Below are 14,675 nucleotides of genomic sequence, written 5' to 3'. Positions count from 1 at the left end.
ACGGAAATCTTCAATTACATAGCGTGCTACTACAACCCGAAAAGGAGGCATTCGGCACTGGGCTATCTTTGCCCCGACAACTTTGAGGAACGCTACTTTTCTAACTTAACGCTGTGTCCGTGAAAATGGGACCATGTCAATATATGGCATACCACAGGTTCGGGCAAAACCTTAACCAGTTTTAAAGCCAGTCAGATTTTAATGAATTTGCCTCAGGTTCACAAAGTGGTTTTTGTGGTGGATAGAAAAGATTTGGATTACCAAACCACCAAAGAATTTAATAGCTTTCAAGAAGGTTGTATTGACGGAATAGATAATACGCAAAACTTAGTAAAGCAGTTTACAGGTACTTACGTTGACAAGAAGGGAGAAGCCAAAAACTCCAAATTGATTGTCACCACTATTCAAAAACTCAATACGGCAATCAGCAAATTGAAGTATGAGGCGAAAATGGCGGAACTCAAAGATAAACGGATTATTTTCATTTTTGACGAATGCCACAGAAGCCAATTTGGAGATACACACAAACGCATAAAAGATTTCTTCAACAATGCCCAAATGTTTGGTTTTACAGGCACTCCCATTTTTGCGGACAATGCAGCCAAAAACGAACACGGCAAACGAACTACCAAAGATTTATTTGAAGACTGTTTACACAAGTATGTGATTACAGATGCTATCAAAGATGAAAACGTTTTGAAGTTTTCAGTTGAATATGTTGGCAGATACTATCGTAAGGGCGAAAAGCATTTCGCCCCCACAGAAACCAATATTGATATTGAAGTAGAAGATATTGACACCAAAGAATTGATGGAAGATGAAACCCGTTTGGAAAAAATAACGGATTACATAATTGCACACCACAACCGCAAAACCCACAGCCGAGAATTTACGGCCATGTTTTGTATCAGCAACGTGCCTACGCTAATAAAATACGTTGATTTATTCAAAAAGAAAAAGGCAGAAGGTTTACATAATTTGAATGTTGCCACCGTTTTCAGCTACGGAGCTAATGAAGATGATGCGGATGCAAACGGCTTTATCAATTTTGAAGAAAACTTTGATAATGTTGATTTTAATGTTGTAGCAGAGCCAACAGCAGAATATAAAATCAATCAACACAGCCGAGATAAATTAGAGGAATACATACAAGATTACAACAATCTTTTTGGCGATAACTTTACCACTAAAGACAGCCAAAGCTTTTACCACTATTACAACGATATTTCAAAGAAGGTCAAGGAACGCAAAATTGACATTTTGGTAGTCGTAAATATGTTCCTCACAGGATTTGACAGTCCGACATTGAACACAATGTATGTGGACAAGAACTTGAGGTATCACGGATTGATACAAGCATACAGCCGAACAAACAGAATTTTAAACGAGCAAAAAAGTCAGGGCAATATTGTTGCGTTCCGTAACCTGAAAAACCGAACAGACGAAGCCATTACTCTATTTAGCAACAAAGAAGCTATTGAAGTCATCATTATGAAACCGTATGAAGATTATGCGGCTAAGTTTGATGAAGCGTTTGAGCATTTAATTTCTTTAACGCCAACTACCGACAGCGTTGATGATTTAGAAACCGAAGATGACGAACTTGAATTTATAAAGGCTTTCAGAGATTTAATGAGAATAAAAAATATTCTCACGGCATTTTCAGACTTCAAATGGGCGGACTTAAAAATGACCGAACAACAATTTGAAGATTTTAAAAGCAAGTATCTTGACCTTTACGACAAAGTAAAAAGCAACCACCAAAAAGAGAAAGTTTCCATTTTGGAAGATGTGGATTTTGAATTGGAGTTAATTCACCGAGACGAAATTAATGTTGCTTATATCATTCAGCTTTTAATCAAACTCAAAGCACAAGCACAACAAGACACGACCAACGCCGAGCAGGAAATTTTCAACTTGTTAAGCACTGAAACGACATTGCGTAGCAAACGAGAATTGATAGAGAAATTTATCAAAGAAAACTTGCCTGTAATTGTGGACACAGACGAAGTTGCACCAGCGTTTGACAAGTTTTGGAACGCAGAACAACAAAAGGCATTTAACAAACTCGTAGAAGAAGAAAAACTATCCGCAGACAAAACAGAAAAACTCATTGAGGATTATCTATTCGCAGAACGACCACCATTGAGAGACGAAGTGTTGGAACTCATTGACGGAGCAAAACCAAGTTTACTTGAACGTAAAAAACTAGGCGACAGAATTTTAAAACGAATAATGGACTTTGTAGAAACATTTATAAACGGAATGACAGGATAGCCCACGCTTTTGGTGGCACATTTGCAAAACCGCACAAGCCCACGCTAAAGCCAAGTTTTGCAAAAGAGCCACCAAGCCAACGCACCAAAAACAGACACGAAATGACACAAACAAACACGACAGAAAAGAAGGGCGAAGTGCTAACAGCGGTTTGCCAAAATTGCCGGGTAGGTTGCTAATTTGAGCTTGGTTGCATACATTTGACTTTGGTTGCCAGTTGATATGGAAGTGCACTAAAACCGCCACTACGCCAAGCCGAGAACCGTTAGCACTCACCCTAAAAGACGACACGACAAACAAAAATGACTGAGAACAATTTTGACATAAAACTATTAGACCTTCATTGGATAAAGGACATTGACGATCCGGCTGACCTTTGTGCACACGGATACGTTTTTGTCAGGATTGGTAACGAAATCGTTGCGGACAAAGACCATTTAGACGTAACAGTAAGTTCAACTGCACTATATTTAATGCGGACAATAAAGGACAATTACATAAAAGACGACTTTGCAAGTCAATTGCTTCCTTGTTGCGGACACTTTTTTATGGCTGACGAAGAAAATGACAACGTTGCTATAATGGGTTGTCCAAGCGGAATTGACTGGACAATTATTCACACAGACGATGGTAAAATCAAACACATAGCAGACAGCGGACAAGAAGCAACTATTGACAAAGAAACTTATAAAAAAACAGTTTTGGACTTTGCAGACCAAGTTGAGAATTTCTACAAGACAAGTTTGCCAAAGACAATTCCGACTGACGACTTTGATAGAAAAGGTTACTTGACATTTTGGAAAGAATGGAGAAAATTAAGAGACGAGTGGAAATAAAAACGCCACATAACACGGGTTTTGCGTCAGGCGGGTGATGTGCAAAATTGAAGCTGAGTGCTCCTATCAAACTTTTGTGCAGGTTGACAATGAAGTGCTCCGAAATCGCCAACTGCGGCAACACGCAAAACGTTATAGGCCATCAAACATATGATAACTTTTATTTCTGGTGACATACTTCAAAGTAAAGAGCAATTTATTGCTCAAGGGGTTGCAACTGGACTTCAAGAAGGTTTGGGTACTGGCTTAGCTTTAAAAATATCTAAGAAATGGCCTGAACTACAAAAAGCATTTAAAAAGCATGCAAGAGCAAATGGCTTTAAAAGTGGTGATGTATTTATCGCACAAAACTCTGATGATAAAATAGGAATAATTTATATTGCAACTCAACCTGACATGTATCACGCTGAACTAAATTATCTAAACAAAGGGATAAAAAATTTAATGAAAATATGCGAAATAAACAATATTAAATCAGTTGCTTTGCCAAAAATCGGCTCTGGATTGGGGAAATTAAATTGGGAATCACAAGTAAAACCAATACTAATATCAATACTTGAATCAAGTCGAACTCAATTTATGATTTATGAATTTTTTACAAACCAACATGAAATTGACGGCCTATAACATAGTACTTGCGATCATGCCGCCAATAGACTGCTATTTTCAGTTTTTGCCTTTAAACTGGTTGCAAGTCATTAAAAATGAATTAAGTCCTTTAAATTTATGAGTATAAAGGCAATCATTTTGAAGGCAAGAAATAGGCTATCGAGCCTCTCATAACGCACGATCAATCGCCTAATAAACAATGCAGAAAACGACATTTAAAATATCAAAAATGGACTGCCCATCCGAAGAACAGATGATACGGATGAAACTTGCCGACTTGACAAACATCAACTCGTTGGATTTTGACATTGCTAACAGACAACTAATCGTTTTTCACACCGACAATCACGACCAAATTTTTCAGCGACTTGACAACTTAAAGTTTGACACTTCACTTATTGACAGCGTTTCGGCTGGCAATTACACAACAACAACAGAAAACACCGACCGGGAAAGAAAATTGCTTTGGCAAGTTTTAGCCATTAACTTTTTCTTTTTTGCACTTGAACTGTCAACAGGTTTTATTTCAAACTCAATGGGCCTTGTGGCAGACAGTTTGGATATGCTTGCTGACAGCATTGTTTACGGACTTGCACTTTTTGCAGTTGGTGGGACAATGACACGAAAAAAGAACATTGCAAAGTTCGCAGGTTCTTTTCAGTTGACACTTGCCGTTTTTGGTTTCATCGAAGTAATCAGACGATTTATTGAGACTGAAACAGTTCCTGCATTTCAGACAATGATACTTATTTCAATTCTTGCACTTATTGGCAACGGACTTTGTTTGTATTTACTGCAAAAAAGTAAAAGCAAAGAAGCACATATGCAGGCAAGTATGATTTTTACATCCAATGACGTAATTGTAAATTTAGGTGTAATTGTCGCAGGTGGACTTGTTTACTTGACAAACTCAAAGTATCCAGACCTTATCGTTGGGACAATTGTATTTTTCATCGTTGGACAAGGAGCATTTAAAATTCTAAAACTATCAAAATGACAGACGGACAAAAAAACACTACTGCTAACAGCGGTTTGGCAAAAGGCGGGGTTTCGTGCTTCGTATGAACATTTGTGGTAAAAATCCCGCCCTTCGCCAAGCCGCAAAACGTTGTGGGCTATGCAGAGAACAAAAACTTGAAAACATAAAAAAATTTTTCGTAAATTTCGGAAAAAAGCAAGGATTATGAGAATACTCAATATTTCCATCTCTGATATAGAGTTTAACAAATTTGGTATAAGAAAGGATAGTCTAACTTTTACTGAGTTTGTAGAACTTATTAGCCGAGAGTTGATGCGACAAAACCTAAACAAGTGCGTAGAGTTAGCCGAAAAATACGGGCTATCTTCAATGACTATGGACGAGATAAACGAAGAAGTAAAGGCGGTAAGAAATGCAAAAAATCGTAATTGATACCAATGTTATTGTTTCTTCGCTTATTCAACGGAGTCATCCTTACAAAATTATTTACGAACTGTTTATAGATGATAAGTTCTTACTTTGGTATCCGAAGAACTAATGTCCGAGTATTACGAAGTGCTATCAAGACCAAAATTTGCAAAGTTTCCCGACTTCTTTGGTAAAGCCGAAAGTTTGCTTGCAGACATAGAAACAAAAGCCAAAAAGTTTGTACCAACTGCAAAACTTGACTTGATTTCAGACAAGGACGATAATATGATTTTGGAACTTGCAGACGAATGCTCGGCAGACTTCATTATCACAGGAAACACAAATGATTTCACATTTTCAGCATACAAACAGACGAGAATCGTAAGTCCGAAAGAGTATTGGGAGAACTATACACCTGAATAAAAATGCACAGCCCATAACATTATGTTTGCGAAAAGGCGGGCTGATGTGCGTAATTTAGGCTTTTGTACTTTCTATAAATTTTGTGCGTAGGGCAAAGGAAGTGCCATTAAATCCCGTCCTTTGCAAACATTTTTCCGTTAGCGGTCATGCTACGACGACACAAAATGAGCATTAGAACTAAAATAGAAATTCTAAAAGGCGACATCACAAAAGTGACAGTTGACGCAATCGTAAATGCTGCGAACACATCTCTTTTAGGCGGTGGTGGTGTGGACGGTGCAATACATCGAGCGGCGGACAAGCAATTTTGGACGACTGTAGAAAAATAATCGCAAGACAAGGTAGTTGTAAAACAGGACAAGCTGTTATCACGACAGCAGGAAATTTGAAAGCAAAATTTGTAATTCATACGGTCGGACCCGTTTGGAATGGTGGACAAAAAAACGAATCACAAAAACTCGCTGATTGTTATAAAAACTCTTTGCAATTAGCTGTAGACAATGACTGCAAGACGATTGCTTTCCCTTGTATTAGCACAGGTGTTTATGGCTATCCTATAAATGAAGCTGCAAGAGTTGCGGTTGACACAGTTATGGAATTTGTTTCTCATTCAGACAAAATTGAAAAAGTGATTTTTGTATGCTTCGATGATGACAACTTCTATTTTATAAAAAGCCAACTCAACTATAAAGTTTATACAATTCCTTCAAAACTATTTGCGGACAATGAAATCATTGGAACTGTAAATATTGGTTTGGAAGACGATGGAATGGGAGTTCTATCCGGAAGGCTTATTCCAACAGACAAATACAATAAGTATCGTAACTTTTTTCGCAACACATTTGTTGAAGAGCGCGACGACAACCTCATTCGCATTAATAAGTTCACCAAAGACAACAAATTCAAAGTTGTTGCGGACGATGGAACCGAATTTAAAGAACCTGTTGCTGGACTAATCATTTATGACTTTGACAATGAACCCATACAAGTTGAACTAAACGGAATCGACAACGACATATGGGGAAAATATTACAAATAGTGAAAGAAGCACGAACCGCCAACAGCCGTTTTGCAAAAGCGGGGAGTTCGTGCTTCTATGAAAGCGAAGTGCTAAATTCAAGTGTTGTGTTTCTAATGAAATTTAGTAATAAATTGAAACTTTGTGCTCCGAAACCCGCCCGAACGCCAAGGTGTGCTGTGTGGGATGAAAAAAAGTGGGCAAGCCATCCGGTCATTTGTGAATGACTTGCCCGTTTTGCGATATATTATGGGCGTATTCCCGCCACTTCCGAGGCATCTGGGTCCATCAGTGCGTAGCGCCGAATATTAGCAATGTTTAATTCATCAATGACGTCCACCAGATTTTTATATGAACTGGCGGAGGTTGGCTTAATTAAGACCACTAGGTTTTGGTCTTTTCCGGCTTTTTGTGTGACCTCCTGCTTTTTATCCCGTAAAACCTTGCGTAGGCCATCGCTGGAAAAAGTGGTAAAATTGGCTTTTTCGATCTTGAATTCGTTGGTAGGTTCAGCGTGAAAGGCCACGCGGTTATCGCTGAGTAAAAGGAGAGATAACGAATGGCTAACCGCGATATCAATGGGGGTCATTTCCTCGGTAGCTTTTTTCGGGGCAATTAATTCCATCATTTTTGCTTCAGCCAGAGTGGTTGTAAGCATAAAAAATGAAATGAGGATAAAGGCCAAGTCCACCATTGGCGTGAAGTCAATATAAGTGGAGTGTTTTTTTGAGCGCCGATTGGATTTTTTGTCAGGGCGCAAGGCTGTTTCTGCCATTTTATTATGGTTTTGGGTGAAAAAATGGACAGATTGCGCAATCATTACCTCATAAACGTTGGATTTAACACGTTATTGTTTTCAAGTAGAAAGAAAAAAAAGGCATGGGAAGAAAAAGTGGAAATGAAGGTGGCTGGGCCGTTTGTTGAAAGGATTCTCATCCGGTAAGTATGGTAGCAGTAAAGTAGGTGGGCCACGATATTTTTTGTGACTGCTTCGTTTAAAGGGGCAAACCACCATAAAAAATGGCACGTCTCTATCCGAAACGTGCCATGATCATCCACCGTACCATTTTAGCGTGTGGGATCTTGTATCTGGCCGAGAAATAAGATGGTTCCGGAAGACTTTTCACGAATGACAAAAAGGAAAGGGCGGTTCACCACCATTTGGGGCATATTGGGAAAAGAGGTAACTTCAATCCCAATGCTGGTGACGGCTGCGGCCTCGGTTCCTTTTTCATTTACTTCGATGAATGTTTTGTGCTTCACTTTGCTAATGCTCAACCGAGCATCGGCAATACCCGTAAAGTCGGCAATACCGCCCATAAAGGCTTCTTTGATACCCAAAGTTTGTAAAATACCATTCAGGGTTACTTCGTAAGCCGTTTTCCAACGCGGGAGTTGGAGTGCTATCTTTTGTTTTCTGAACGTACTTTGCCAAGAATCCCATTTTGAGGACAAGTCTGCGATTATTTTTTCTGATGAACCGCCTTCTTTTGGCAAAAGGATCGTCATGGTATAGATTTCGTCGCCATAAGGTAATTCCACCGCTTGGAACAGGTCGTTTTCTGCATAAGCCATCTGCCCCGTTTGCTTCATCATGGGGACATTTGTGTTTTTTCCTGGAGATACAGTAAAGGGGGCATTGGATGTTTCTTTTTCGTCAAATTCAGTTGTCCAAGTTCCTTTAAAATACAAGGCATTCATCAGGAACATGACCTCGTTGGCGGAAATGCTATCCAATATTTTGGAGATTTTTCCCTTTGTTGACGTGTTTACCCAATTATTGATGGTATTTACTGCGGCAGGGTCTTTAAAGTTCAATGCTTGTACCTTGGCATCGAAGTAGGTTTGGTTGGTTGCAAGAAAATCTGGTTTTACGGCGGTACCAAATTGCTGGTCGTACCAGATGGCATTCGCGATATTCAATTGTACCTTTGGATCTAACTTTGGTAGTTGATCCAATAAAGTGCGATAGGTTTGGTTGATTGCTTCGGGAGAAAGCCCCGCGATGGCCAAGGTGTTTTCTATTTCTGTTCGGGTATTGCCTTTTGCGCCATTTAGGGCCAGTCCAAAAGCCATAGAAACAGATAGTGGGCTTACCACCACGTTAGGGTTTTGTGTTTCTTCTTTAAGCGTATGATTCAATAAATCAAAGCCAAAGTGGTTCGATTTTTGTGCGACTTTCTGTTGTGCGTCGCTGAGTTTAAGGGGTTGGGCCTGGTTTTGCACGGCATCGCATCCTGATACCAAGAGTATCAGACAAAGCCCTCCTATCCAGAACAAGTTTTTCATGTTAAGTGTCTGTAAAAGTTATAGATAGATACGATTATCGCTTAGTTAAATTCTTGATAGTGGCCAAGAACTCGTCGTCGGCAATCATTTTGCTGTAATCGTATTGAATAGAAACTGGATGCCCATAGGTGCTATCGTATTCTACTTTCAAGAGTTCTGGTTTACGGTCCGCCTCTTCTTTGATCCATGCCATCAATTCATCAATGGTTTGAAACCATTCTAATTCAACACCTATTCTTGGTTGACGGGTTTCTGGATCCAATACCTGTGCCACTTTGTTGTTTTCTACCACCACCAAAGATGGGCCTCGGAATGCACAAAAGCAAGATTTTTCCCAAACAAACTCGTAATCGGTGAAATTGTTTTTTTCCCATTTTCCGGAGGCTGTTTCAAAGGATTTGCTGCTGGTTTGTTGTAGGCTATCACACCCTGTAAGCCCGAAGGCTACAATCATGATCCAAAACAAGGGTTTCATATAAAGTTTCATGGGCAAATAGATTTATGGTTTGTAAAGAGATTAGGTTACTTGGTGGTGATACACGGTTCATATTGAGAATGACTAAATGCAAAAAAAGCCCCGAAGGGCTTTTATATTCAAGGAGTTGTTTTGGTTTGTTTTTCCTTAAAAATTTTGTAAACCTTGGTGAGCCGATCATCTGAAACCTGCTGCATGTAGTCGGCAAGTTCCCATATTTGTGCTTCGGTTAATCGGTCATCTTCCAGTATTTCAAGGTAAACTTTGGTTTTTTGTGCCGCCTCCCTTAAACGGCGCTTATAAGATTGAATCATGTAGGTTAAGATAAGTGTGGTAGTGGTGTTTTAATCGGTTTTGGAGCAGGATATACCTGCAAGCATCTGGCCGATTGTAGGCCGTCAACCTTTAGGAGAGCCAGCCACAGGGGCTTGGTTCAAATGATCAAATGGAAGCTGCGGATAGAAGAATGGTTCAAAGATAGATGATATGGCAGATCGTAAGGTTTAATGCCATTGCTCGTTGGAGCCGATTAAGGGTAATCGGAAAAAGGATTTCACGAAGTATGTTGTTCTAAGGTTTTGTTGTTCGGCTTCAAAAGTGTAACTTTATCTTCTTCGTAAAATCCGATTAACCACAGAAACAGATGTTCAAGAAACTACACCTTTGGGCCATACTTTTGTTTTATACAGGGATGGGCATGGCGCAAGCACAATCCAGTTTAAAGTCGCCGGAAGAATTTCTCGGTTATGCACTGGGGACTGCGTTCAGTCGGCATGAACAAATACAAGGATATTTTCGCTACGTTGCTGAACAAACAGATCGTGTACGATTGGTGTCTTACGGACAGTCTAATGAGCGGCGTCCTTTATACTATATGGTTGTTACGTCGCCCGAAAATATGGCGCGGATAGAGGAAATTCGGACCAATAACCTGAAGATGGCTGGTTTGATGCCAGGCTCTTCTACGGGCTTCGAGAAACCCATTGTTTGGATGAGCTACAACGTGCATGGTAACGAGCCTGCTTCATCCGAAGCTGCTATGGGCACGTTGTATGCCTTGTTAAATCCGCAAAACCCCAAAAGTAAGGAATGGTTAGATAAAACCGTTGTAATCATAGACCCCTGTTTGAACCCTGATGGTCGTGACCGCTATGTGAACTGGTATAATTCGGTGGCAGGAAAACGATTTAACCCTCTTCGTGAGGCACGCGAACACGTAGAGCCTTGGCCAGGCGGTCGTTCAAACCATTATATGTTCGACTTGAACCGAGACTGGAGTTGGTTAACACAGCAAGAGACCCAATATCGGATTAAAGTGTATAATGAATGGATGCCCCACGTACATGCCGATTACCACGAGCAAGGCATAGACGAGCCGTATTACTTCCCACCCGCTGCCGAGCCTTATCATGCCGTTATTACACCGTGGCAGCGCGAGTTTCAAATGCAAATCGGGCGAAACAATGCCAAATATTTTGATGAAAAAGGTTGGATGTATTTTACAAGAGAACGGTTTGACCTTTTTTACCCTGCCTATGGCGACACTTATCCGGTATATAACGGATCCATTGGGATGACCTATGAACAAGGCGGCATTGGCGGCGGCTTGGGGGTGTTCACAGCCGAAGGAGACACCCTTACGTTTATACAGCGGGTACAAACGCACGTTACCACTAGTTTGTCAAACATCGAAGTGTCTGCCAGAGAAGCAGGGCGGTTAATTGCAGAGTATCGAAAATTTTTCCAACAAGCGCCAACTTATTCTTATAAATCCTATGTTTTGCGAGGCAATAAAGGGAGTCTAATGGCGCTACAACAACATTTAGATGGGCTGGGTATTCGTTATGGAACGGCGCCAACAAGTAAAGTGTATAAAGGTTTTAACTTCCGTAAAAACATAGACGAACCTGTAAGTGTAAAAGCGGGCGATCTGGTGGTTAGTGTGTTCCAGCCTAAGTCGGTATTAACGCATGTTTTGTTCGAGCCAAAATCCACTCTACCCGATTCGGTGACGTATGATATAACCGCGTGGTCGTTGCCTTATGCCTATAATATAGAGGCCTACGCCTTGTCAGACCGTATAGATCCCGTAGCGAGTGCCCCCTTGTCATCCAGTCAAGCCGTTTTTGAACCTGCGGTGGCGTATATTACCACTTGGAATAACCTCCAAGATGCCAAATTCCTTTCGGCGTTGCTTCAAAAAGGCTACAAAGTGCGGTTTGGCATCCGTCCAATGACACACAAAGGGGTAACTTATGCCCCAGGTTCGTTGATTATTGCACGTCATTTGAACGATCGTCTTGCCAAGCCTTTTGGAAAAGAAGTGTCTGAAATAGCGCATATGTTTGGTAAAGAACTTATACCACTTGCAACAGGGATGGCAGATGCCGGGCCCGATCTGGGTTCGGGAGATGTATTTGCCATCAAAACCCCGCGCGTGGCGATGTTGACGGGTAGTGCCCTTTCCTCCCTTTCTGCGGGAGAGGTATGGCACTTTTTTGATAACGACCTATCTTATCCAGTGACGCAAATTCAGGCGGATGATTTGGGTAGGGCTAATTTGGCGCAATACGATGTCTTGGTCTTGCCGAATGGTGGGTATGGTGGCATCTTGAATGAGTCTAATCTAAACAAAGTTCGTGATTGGATTCGTTCTGGTGGCAGACTTATTGCCATCGAAGGGGCAATGTCGTTTTTGGCTGGTAAGGATGGTTTTCGGCTTAAGACCAAGGCAGAAGAATCTGGCAAGAAAAGTGCTGGTGAGGAAGACTTTAGCCGCAGACTACGGCTCTACATTAAAGCGGAAAGAGAAAGTATGGGAGATGCCATTCCAGGGGCAATATTCCGTCTTAAAATGGACCATACCCATCCGTTGGCTTTTGGATACGAAGAGACCTATTTTGAGTTGAAACAAGACAATACGCTATATGAATACCTGACCGACGGCGATAATGTGGGGGTTGTTCCCAAAAATAGTTGGGTGACAGGTTTTGTGGGCCACCGTTTGAAGCCGAAACTTCAGGAAGTATTGGCATATGGGGTAGTAGATATGGGACGTGGACAGGTGGTCTATATGGCGGAAAATCCTCTTTTTCGGGGCTTCTGGTATGGTGGAAAACTCCTTTTTGCCAATGCCATTTTTATGGTAGGTCAACGATAAATAAGCCTGATAGGTGGAAAATGGTTTGTGTAACTAAACCAAAAGAAGATGAATCCTTTGGGTGATTTGGGAAATCATTTGGAAGCCTTGCTCGAAGAGGTAAGGGGTTGGGTGGAAGCTCGGCTATCGCTTTTTGCATTGGAGACCGAAGACTTTGTGAACCAGCTTATCCGAATATTGATTTTGGTATTTGTGGTGAGTGTTTTTTTGTTTTTTTGTCTAATCACCTTGGCTCTTGGCTTGGGAATGTGGCTGGGACACGCTTTTTGGGGCTTTCTTTTGGTTACGGCCTTGTTATTGATGGCGGGATTATTGTTTGGTATCATCCGGCCCAAGTTTATGAAGATCAAGCCAGAGAAGGCATTTTGGAACAAGATTCCGGGGGTCACGTTTTTACTGCCTGCGAAAGAGGTTCCACCGCCCAACATCCCAGTAGCCTCCGAAACGCCAACGTTTTTGCCCAAACCTGCAACAAAAAAATAATTATGACCGACATCAAAAAACGGGATCGTGAACAACTCGAAGCAGAACTCAAACAGCGGTCTGAGGCCATTGCGAGCCGGGTTCGTGAAACAAAAGCAGACCTAACGGAGACCGGGGAAACATTGTCTTCCGGGTTCAAAAGGTATCAATGGGCCTTTTTGGCAGGTGCTGTAGTGGTGGGGGCTGCTGCGGGTGTTTTACTTACTTGTAGAAAGAGACCACAAACGATGGAGTGGTTAGACGTTGACGAACCCTTGTCTTCAGATATCCGGATTACCGATGATCGGGAAGTGGTTCGAAAAGCTGTAAAAAAGGGCATTCCTGTGGTGGTGTATAAAGCAGACGCCTCTGGCAGAGATGTATGGGCTCCTTTCTGGAAAATGCTGCATCCCATAATGGATCAAGTCATTAAATTGGGGGGGCAATTGTTCTCGGATGTCTTACAAGACCGCTTGGCTTTTCTTACAGACAAAATTGTACAAATGACCAAGACGCAAGAACCCAATACCGATGAACGAATGGTGGACCAGCAAAAATAAGGCGATGATTGTTTTTTTATTGTTGATGCTTTTTGGCTTATTGGTATTGTTTGATCGGGTAGGCGGTGTTTGGTTCTCGGATCAGGTGTACTTCTGGTTCACCAGTTTTGTGATGTCGTTCTTATTGACGACTACCACATTAGTATTGCTCTTTGAGTTTAGCTTGTTTTCTACCCTAACAGGTATTTCATTGTTGCCGTTTGCCATTATTGGTTTATGGCAATTGTTGCGATTGTCTCATTTTTTGTGGCCTTCTCGTTTTTCTTCTTGGGTGCTGGTGATATGTATTCTTGGATCGGTATGGTATGGTACCCAAAACATGACCCTTCGGGTGCATCCCAACCTTCTGATGGAGGCACTTTTTGTGCCCGAAGTAGCACCCTTTATTCAAAGTATTGATCCTAATGCGAGGCGTATCGTAAAGTTGTAGTGGCATTAATCAATTCTTTTTTTGGTTAATAGCGGTTTAGATGTTAAGTTTTTTTCTCCTTTCAATACTTAACGTTAAAAAATTATGAGACTTGTTTTATTTGGTCCGCCCGGTGCAGGCAAAGGGACGCAAGCAAAATATTTGGCGAGCCATTATGCCTTGGCCCACCTTTCGACGGGCGACATGTTTCGTGCTGCCATCAAAGAGGGTACACCAGTTGGCAAAGAAGCCAAATCGTATATGGATGCAGGGAAATTGGTTCCAGATTCGGTGGTTTGTGGCATCGCTGGGGAAGGGATTGAACATGCAGGTTTGAATCAGTTTATATTAGATGGCTTTCCAAGAACCATTCCACAAGCCGAGTGGTTGGATGATTTTTTGACCCGCCACAATGCCGATGACTATGTGGTGGTCAGTCTAAAGGTTGATGTTGAACTTATCGTCGAACGGCTTTCCAACCGCCGCATGAACAAAGAAACCGGCGAAATTTACCACTTGGTCTATAATCCTCCTCCAGCCGATCTTCCTTCCGAGGTCCTGCTGCATCGTTCCGACGATCAACCAGAAGCCATTCGAGAACGCTTGGCCGTGTATGACGCTGATACGGCCCCACTCGAAGCCTACTTTCGTGGCAAAAGTCGGCTAAGAGAGGTGGATGGCGTAGGCGAAATTGAAGAAATTTTTGAACGTATCAAAGCAGTCTTGGCCTGATAAATTAAGCACCTGCACACCATTAGCAGGTGCTTTTC

The 14,675-nt window shown here is 41.5% G+C and carries 15 protein-coding genes; 11 read left to right on the top strand and 4 right to left on the bottom strand.

Annotated elements, in window-relative coordinates:
- The first annotated feature begins 201 nt into the window (after positions 1-201).
- The 6 genes from JNN12_03610 (at position 202) to JNN12_03585 (ending at position 6,571) form a co-directional block, all read left to right on the top strand.
- Positions 202-2,277, top strand: coding sequence for a type I restriction endonuclease subunit R (locus JNN12_03610; protein ID MBL7977402.1), 2,076 nt, complete (start codon positions 202-204; stop codon positions 2,275-2,277).
- Positions 2,278-2,579: 302 nt separating this feature from the next.
- Complete coding sequence (locus tag JNN12_03605) at positions 2,580-3,113, top strand: hypothetical protein (GenBank protein ID MBL7977401.1); 534 nt, start codon at positions 2,580-2,582, stop codon at positions 3,111-3,113.
- A 150-nt stretch (positions 3,114-3,263) separates the two neighbouring features.
- Positions 3,264-3,740, top strand: a complete 477-nt coding sequence (locus JNN12_03600; protein ID MBL7977400.1) for a macro domain-containing protein — start codon at positions 3,264-3,266, stop codon at positions 3,738-3,740.
- Positions 3,741-3,921: 181 nt separating this feature from the next.
- Positions 3,922-4,719 carry a cation transporter gene (locus tag JNN12_03595; GenBank protein ID MBL7977399.1) on the top strand — a complete coding sequence of 266 codons (798 nt, stop codon included), beginning with the start codon at positions 3,922-3,924 and terminating at the stop codon, positions 4,717-4,719.
- A gap of 519 nt (positions 4,720-5,238) precedes the next feature.
- Positions 5,239-5,532 carry a putative toxin-antitoxin system toxin component, PIN family gene (locus JNN12_03590; GenBank protein ID MBL7977398.1) on the top strand — a complete coding sequence of 98 codons (294 nt, stop codon included), beginning with the start codon at positions 5,239-5,241 and terminating at the stop codon, positions 5,530-5,532.
- Positions 5,533-5,839: 307 nt separating this feature from the next.
- A complete protein-coding gene (locus JNN12_03585) occupies positions 5,840-6,571 on the top strand; it encodes a macro domain-containing protein (GenBank protein ID MBL7977397.1) in 732 nt (243 codons plus the stop codon).
- Between the two features lie 226 nt (positions 6,572-6,797).
- On the opposite strand, the gene JNN12_03580 is transcribed toward JNN12_03585, so the two are convergent.
- The 4 genes from JNN12_03580 to JNN12_03565 form a co-directional block, all read right to left on the bottom strand.
- A complete protein-coding gene (locus JNN12_03580) occupies positions 6,798-7,325 on the bottom strand; it encodes a biopolymer transporter ExbD (protein ID MBL7977396.1) in 528 nt (175 codons plus the stop codon).
- A 293-nt stretch (positions 7,326-7,618) separates the two neighbouring features.
- Positions 7,619-8,839 (bottom strand): serpin family protein, encoded by a 1,221-nt coding sequence (locus JNN12_03575; GenBank protein ID MBL7977395.1) that lies wholly within the window; start codon positions 8,837-8,839, stop codon positions 7,619-7,621.
- Between the two features lie 34 nt (positions 8,840-8,873).
- A complete protein-coding gene (locus tag JNN12_03570) occupies positions 8,874-9,326 on the bottom strand; it encodes a hypothetical protein (GenBank protein MBL7977394.1) in 453 nt (150 codons plus the stop codon).
- Between the two features lie 107 nt (positions 9,327-9,433).
- The gene (locus JNN12_03565) at positions 9,434-9,628 is read right to left on the bottom strand and encodes a hypothetical protein (protein MBL7977393.1); all 195 of its coding nucleotides are present in this window, start codon (positions 9,626-9,628) and stop codon (positions 9,434-9,436) included.
- A gap of 329 nt (positions 9,629-9,957) precedes the next feature.
- Between JNN12_03565 and JNN12_03560 the strand changes: the two genes are divergently transcribed.
- From JNN12_03560 to JNN12_03540, 5 genes are all read left to right on the top strand, one after another.
- Positions 9,958-12,474 carry a zinc carboxypeptidase gene (locus tag JNN12_03560; GenBank protein ID MBL7977392.1) on the top strand — a complete coding sequence of 839 codons (2,517 nt, stop codon included), beginning with the start codon at positions 9,958-9,960 and terminating at the stop codon, positions 12,472-12,474.
- Between the two features lie 48 nt (positions 12,475-12,522).
- Complete coding sequence (locus tag JNN12_03555; GenBank protein MBL7977391.1) at positions 12,523-12,957, top strand: phage holin family protein; 435 nt, start codon at positions 12,523-12,525, stop codon at positions 12,955-12,957.
- Positions 12,958-12,959: 2 nt separating this feature from the next.
- Positions 12,960-13,496 carry a hypothetical protein gene (locus tag JNN12_03550; protein MBL7977390.1) on the top strand — a complete coding sequence of 179 codons (537 nt, stop codon included), beginning with the start codon at positions 12,960-12,962 and terminating at the stop codon, positions 13,494-13,496.
- Positions 13,468-13,926, top strand: coding sequence for a hypothetical protein (locus JNN12_03545; protein MBL7977389.1), 459 nt, complete (start codon positions 13,468-13,470; stop codon positions 13,924-13,926). The genes JNN12_03550 and JNN12_03545 overlap by 29 nt, the downstream gene beginning before the upstream one ends.
- A gap of 84 nt (positions 13,927-14,010) precedes the next feature.
- Positions 14,011-14,637, top strand: coding sequence for an adenylate kinase (locus JNN12_03540; GenBank protein MBL7977388.1), 627 nt, complete (start codon positions 14,011-14,013; stop codon positions 14,635-14,637).
- The last annotated feature ends 38 nt before the right edge of the window (positions 14,638-14,675 follow it).

The sequence above is a fragment of the Bacteroidetes Order II. bacterium genome, assembly GCA_016788705.1.
Lineage (GTDB): Bacteria > Bacteroidota > Rhodothermia > Rhodothermales > UBA2364 > UBA2364.
The sequence above is the reverse complement of the archived record's forward strand: the minus strand, read 5'-3'. Positions and strand labels throughout refer to the sequence as shown.

Bases quoted from the DNA above. Each gene is read 5' to 3' on its own strand.
- JNN12_03610 (MBL7977402.1), top strand. From the start codon at position 202: ATGAATTTGCCTCAGGTTCACAAAGTGGTTTTTGTGGTGGATAGAAAA.
- JNN12_03605 (MBL7977401.1), top strand. From the start codon at position 2,580: ATGACTGAGAACAATTTTGACATAAAACTATTAGACCTTCATTGGATA.
- JNN12_03600 (MBL7977400.1), top strand. From the start codon at position 3,264: ATGATAACTTTTATTTCTGGTGACATACTTCAAAGTAAAGAGCAATTT.
- JNN12_03595 (MBL7977399.1), top strand. From the start codon at position 3,922: ATGCAGAAAACGACATTTAAAATATCAAAAATGGACTGCCCATCCGAA.
- JNN12_03590 (MBL7977398.1), top strand. From the start codon at position 5,239: ATGTCCGAGTATTACGAAGTGCTATCAAGACCAAAATTTGCAAAGTTT.
- JNN12_03580 (MBL7977396.1), bottom strand. From the start codon at position 7,325: ATGGCAGAAACAGCCTTGCGCCCTGACAAAAAATCCAATCGGCGCTCA.
- JNN12_03575 (MBL7977395.1), bottom strand. From the start codon at position 8,839: ATGAAAAACTTGTTCTGGATAGGAGGGCTTTGTCTGATACTCTTGGTA.
- JNN12_03570 (MBL7977394.1), bottom strand. From the start codon at position 9,326: ATGAAACTTTATATGAAACCCTTGTTTTGGATCATGATTGTAGCCTTC.
- JNN12_03565 (MBL7977393.1), bottom strand. From the start codon at position 9,628: ATGATTCAATCTTATAAGCGCCGTTTAAGGGAGGCGGCACAAAAAACC.
- JNN12_03560 (MBL7977392.1), top strand. From the start codon at position 9,958: ATGTTCAAGAAACTACACCTTTGGGCCATACTTTTGTTTTATACAGGG.
- JNN12_03555 (MBL7977391.1), top strand. From the start codon at position 12,523: ATGAATCCTTTGGGTGATTTGGGAAATCATTTGGAAGCCTTGCTCGAA.
- JNN12_03550 (MBL7977390.1), top strand. From the start codon at position 12,960: ATGACCGACATCAAAAAACGGGATCGTGAACAACTCGAAGCAGAACTC.
- JNN12_03545 (MBL7977389.1), top strand. From the start codon at position 13,468: ATGAACGAATGGTGGACCAGCAAAAATAAGGCGATGATTGTTTTTTTA.
- JNN12_03540 (MBL7977388.1), top strand. From the start codon at position 14,011: ATGAGACTTGTTTTATTTGGTCCGCCCGGTGCAGGCAAAGGGACGCAA.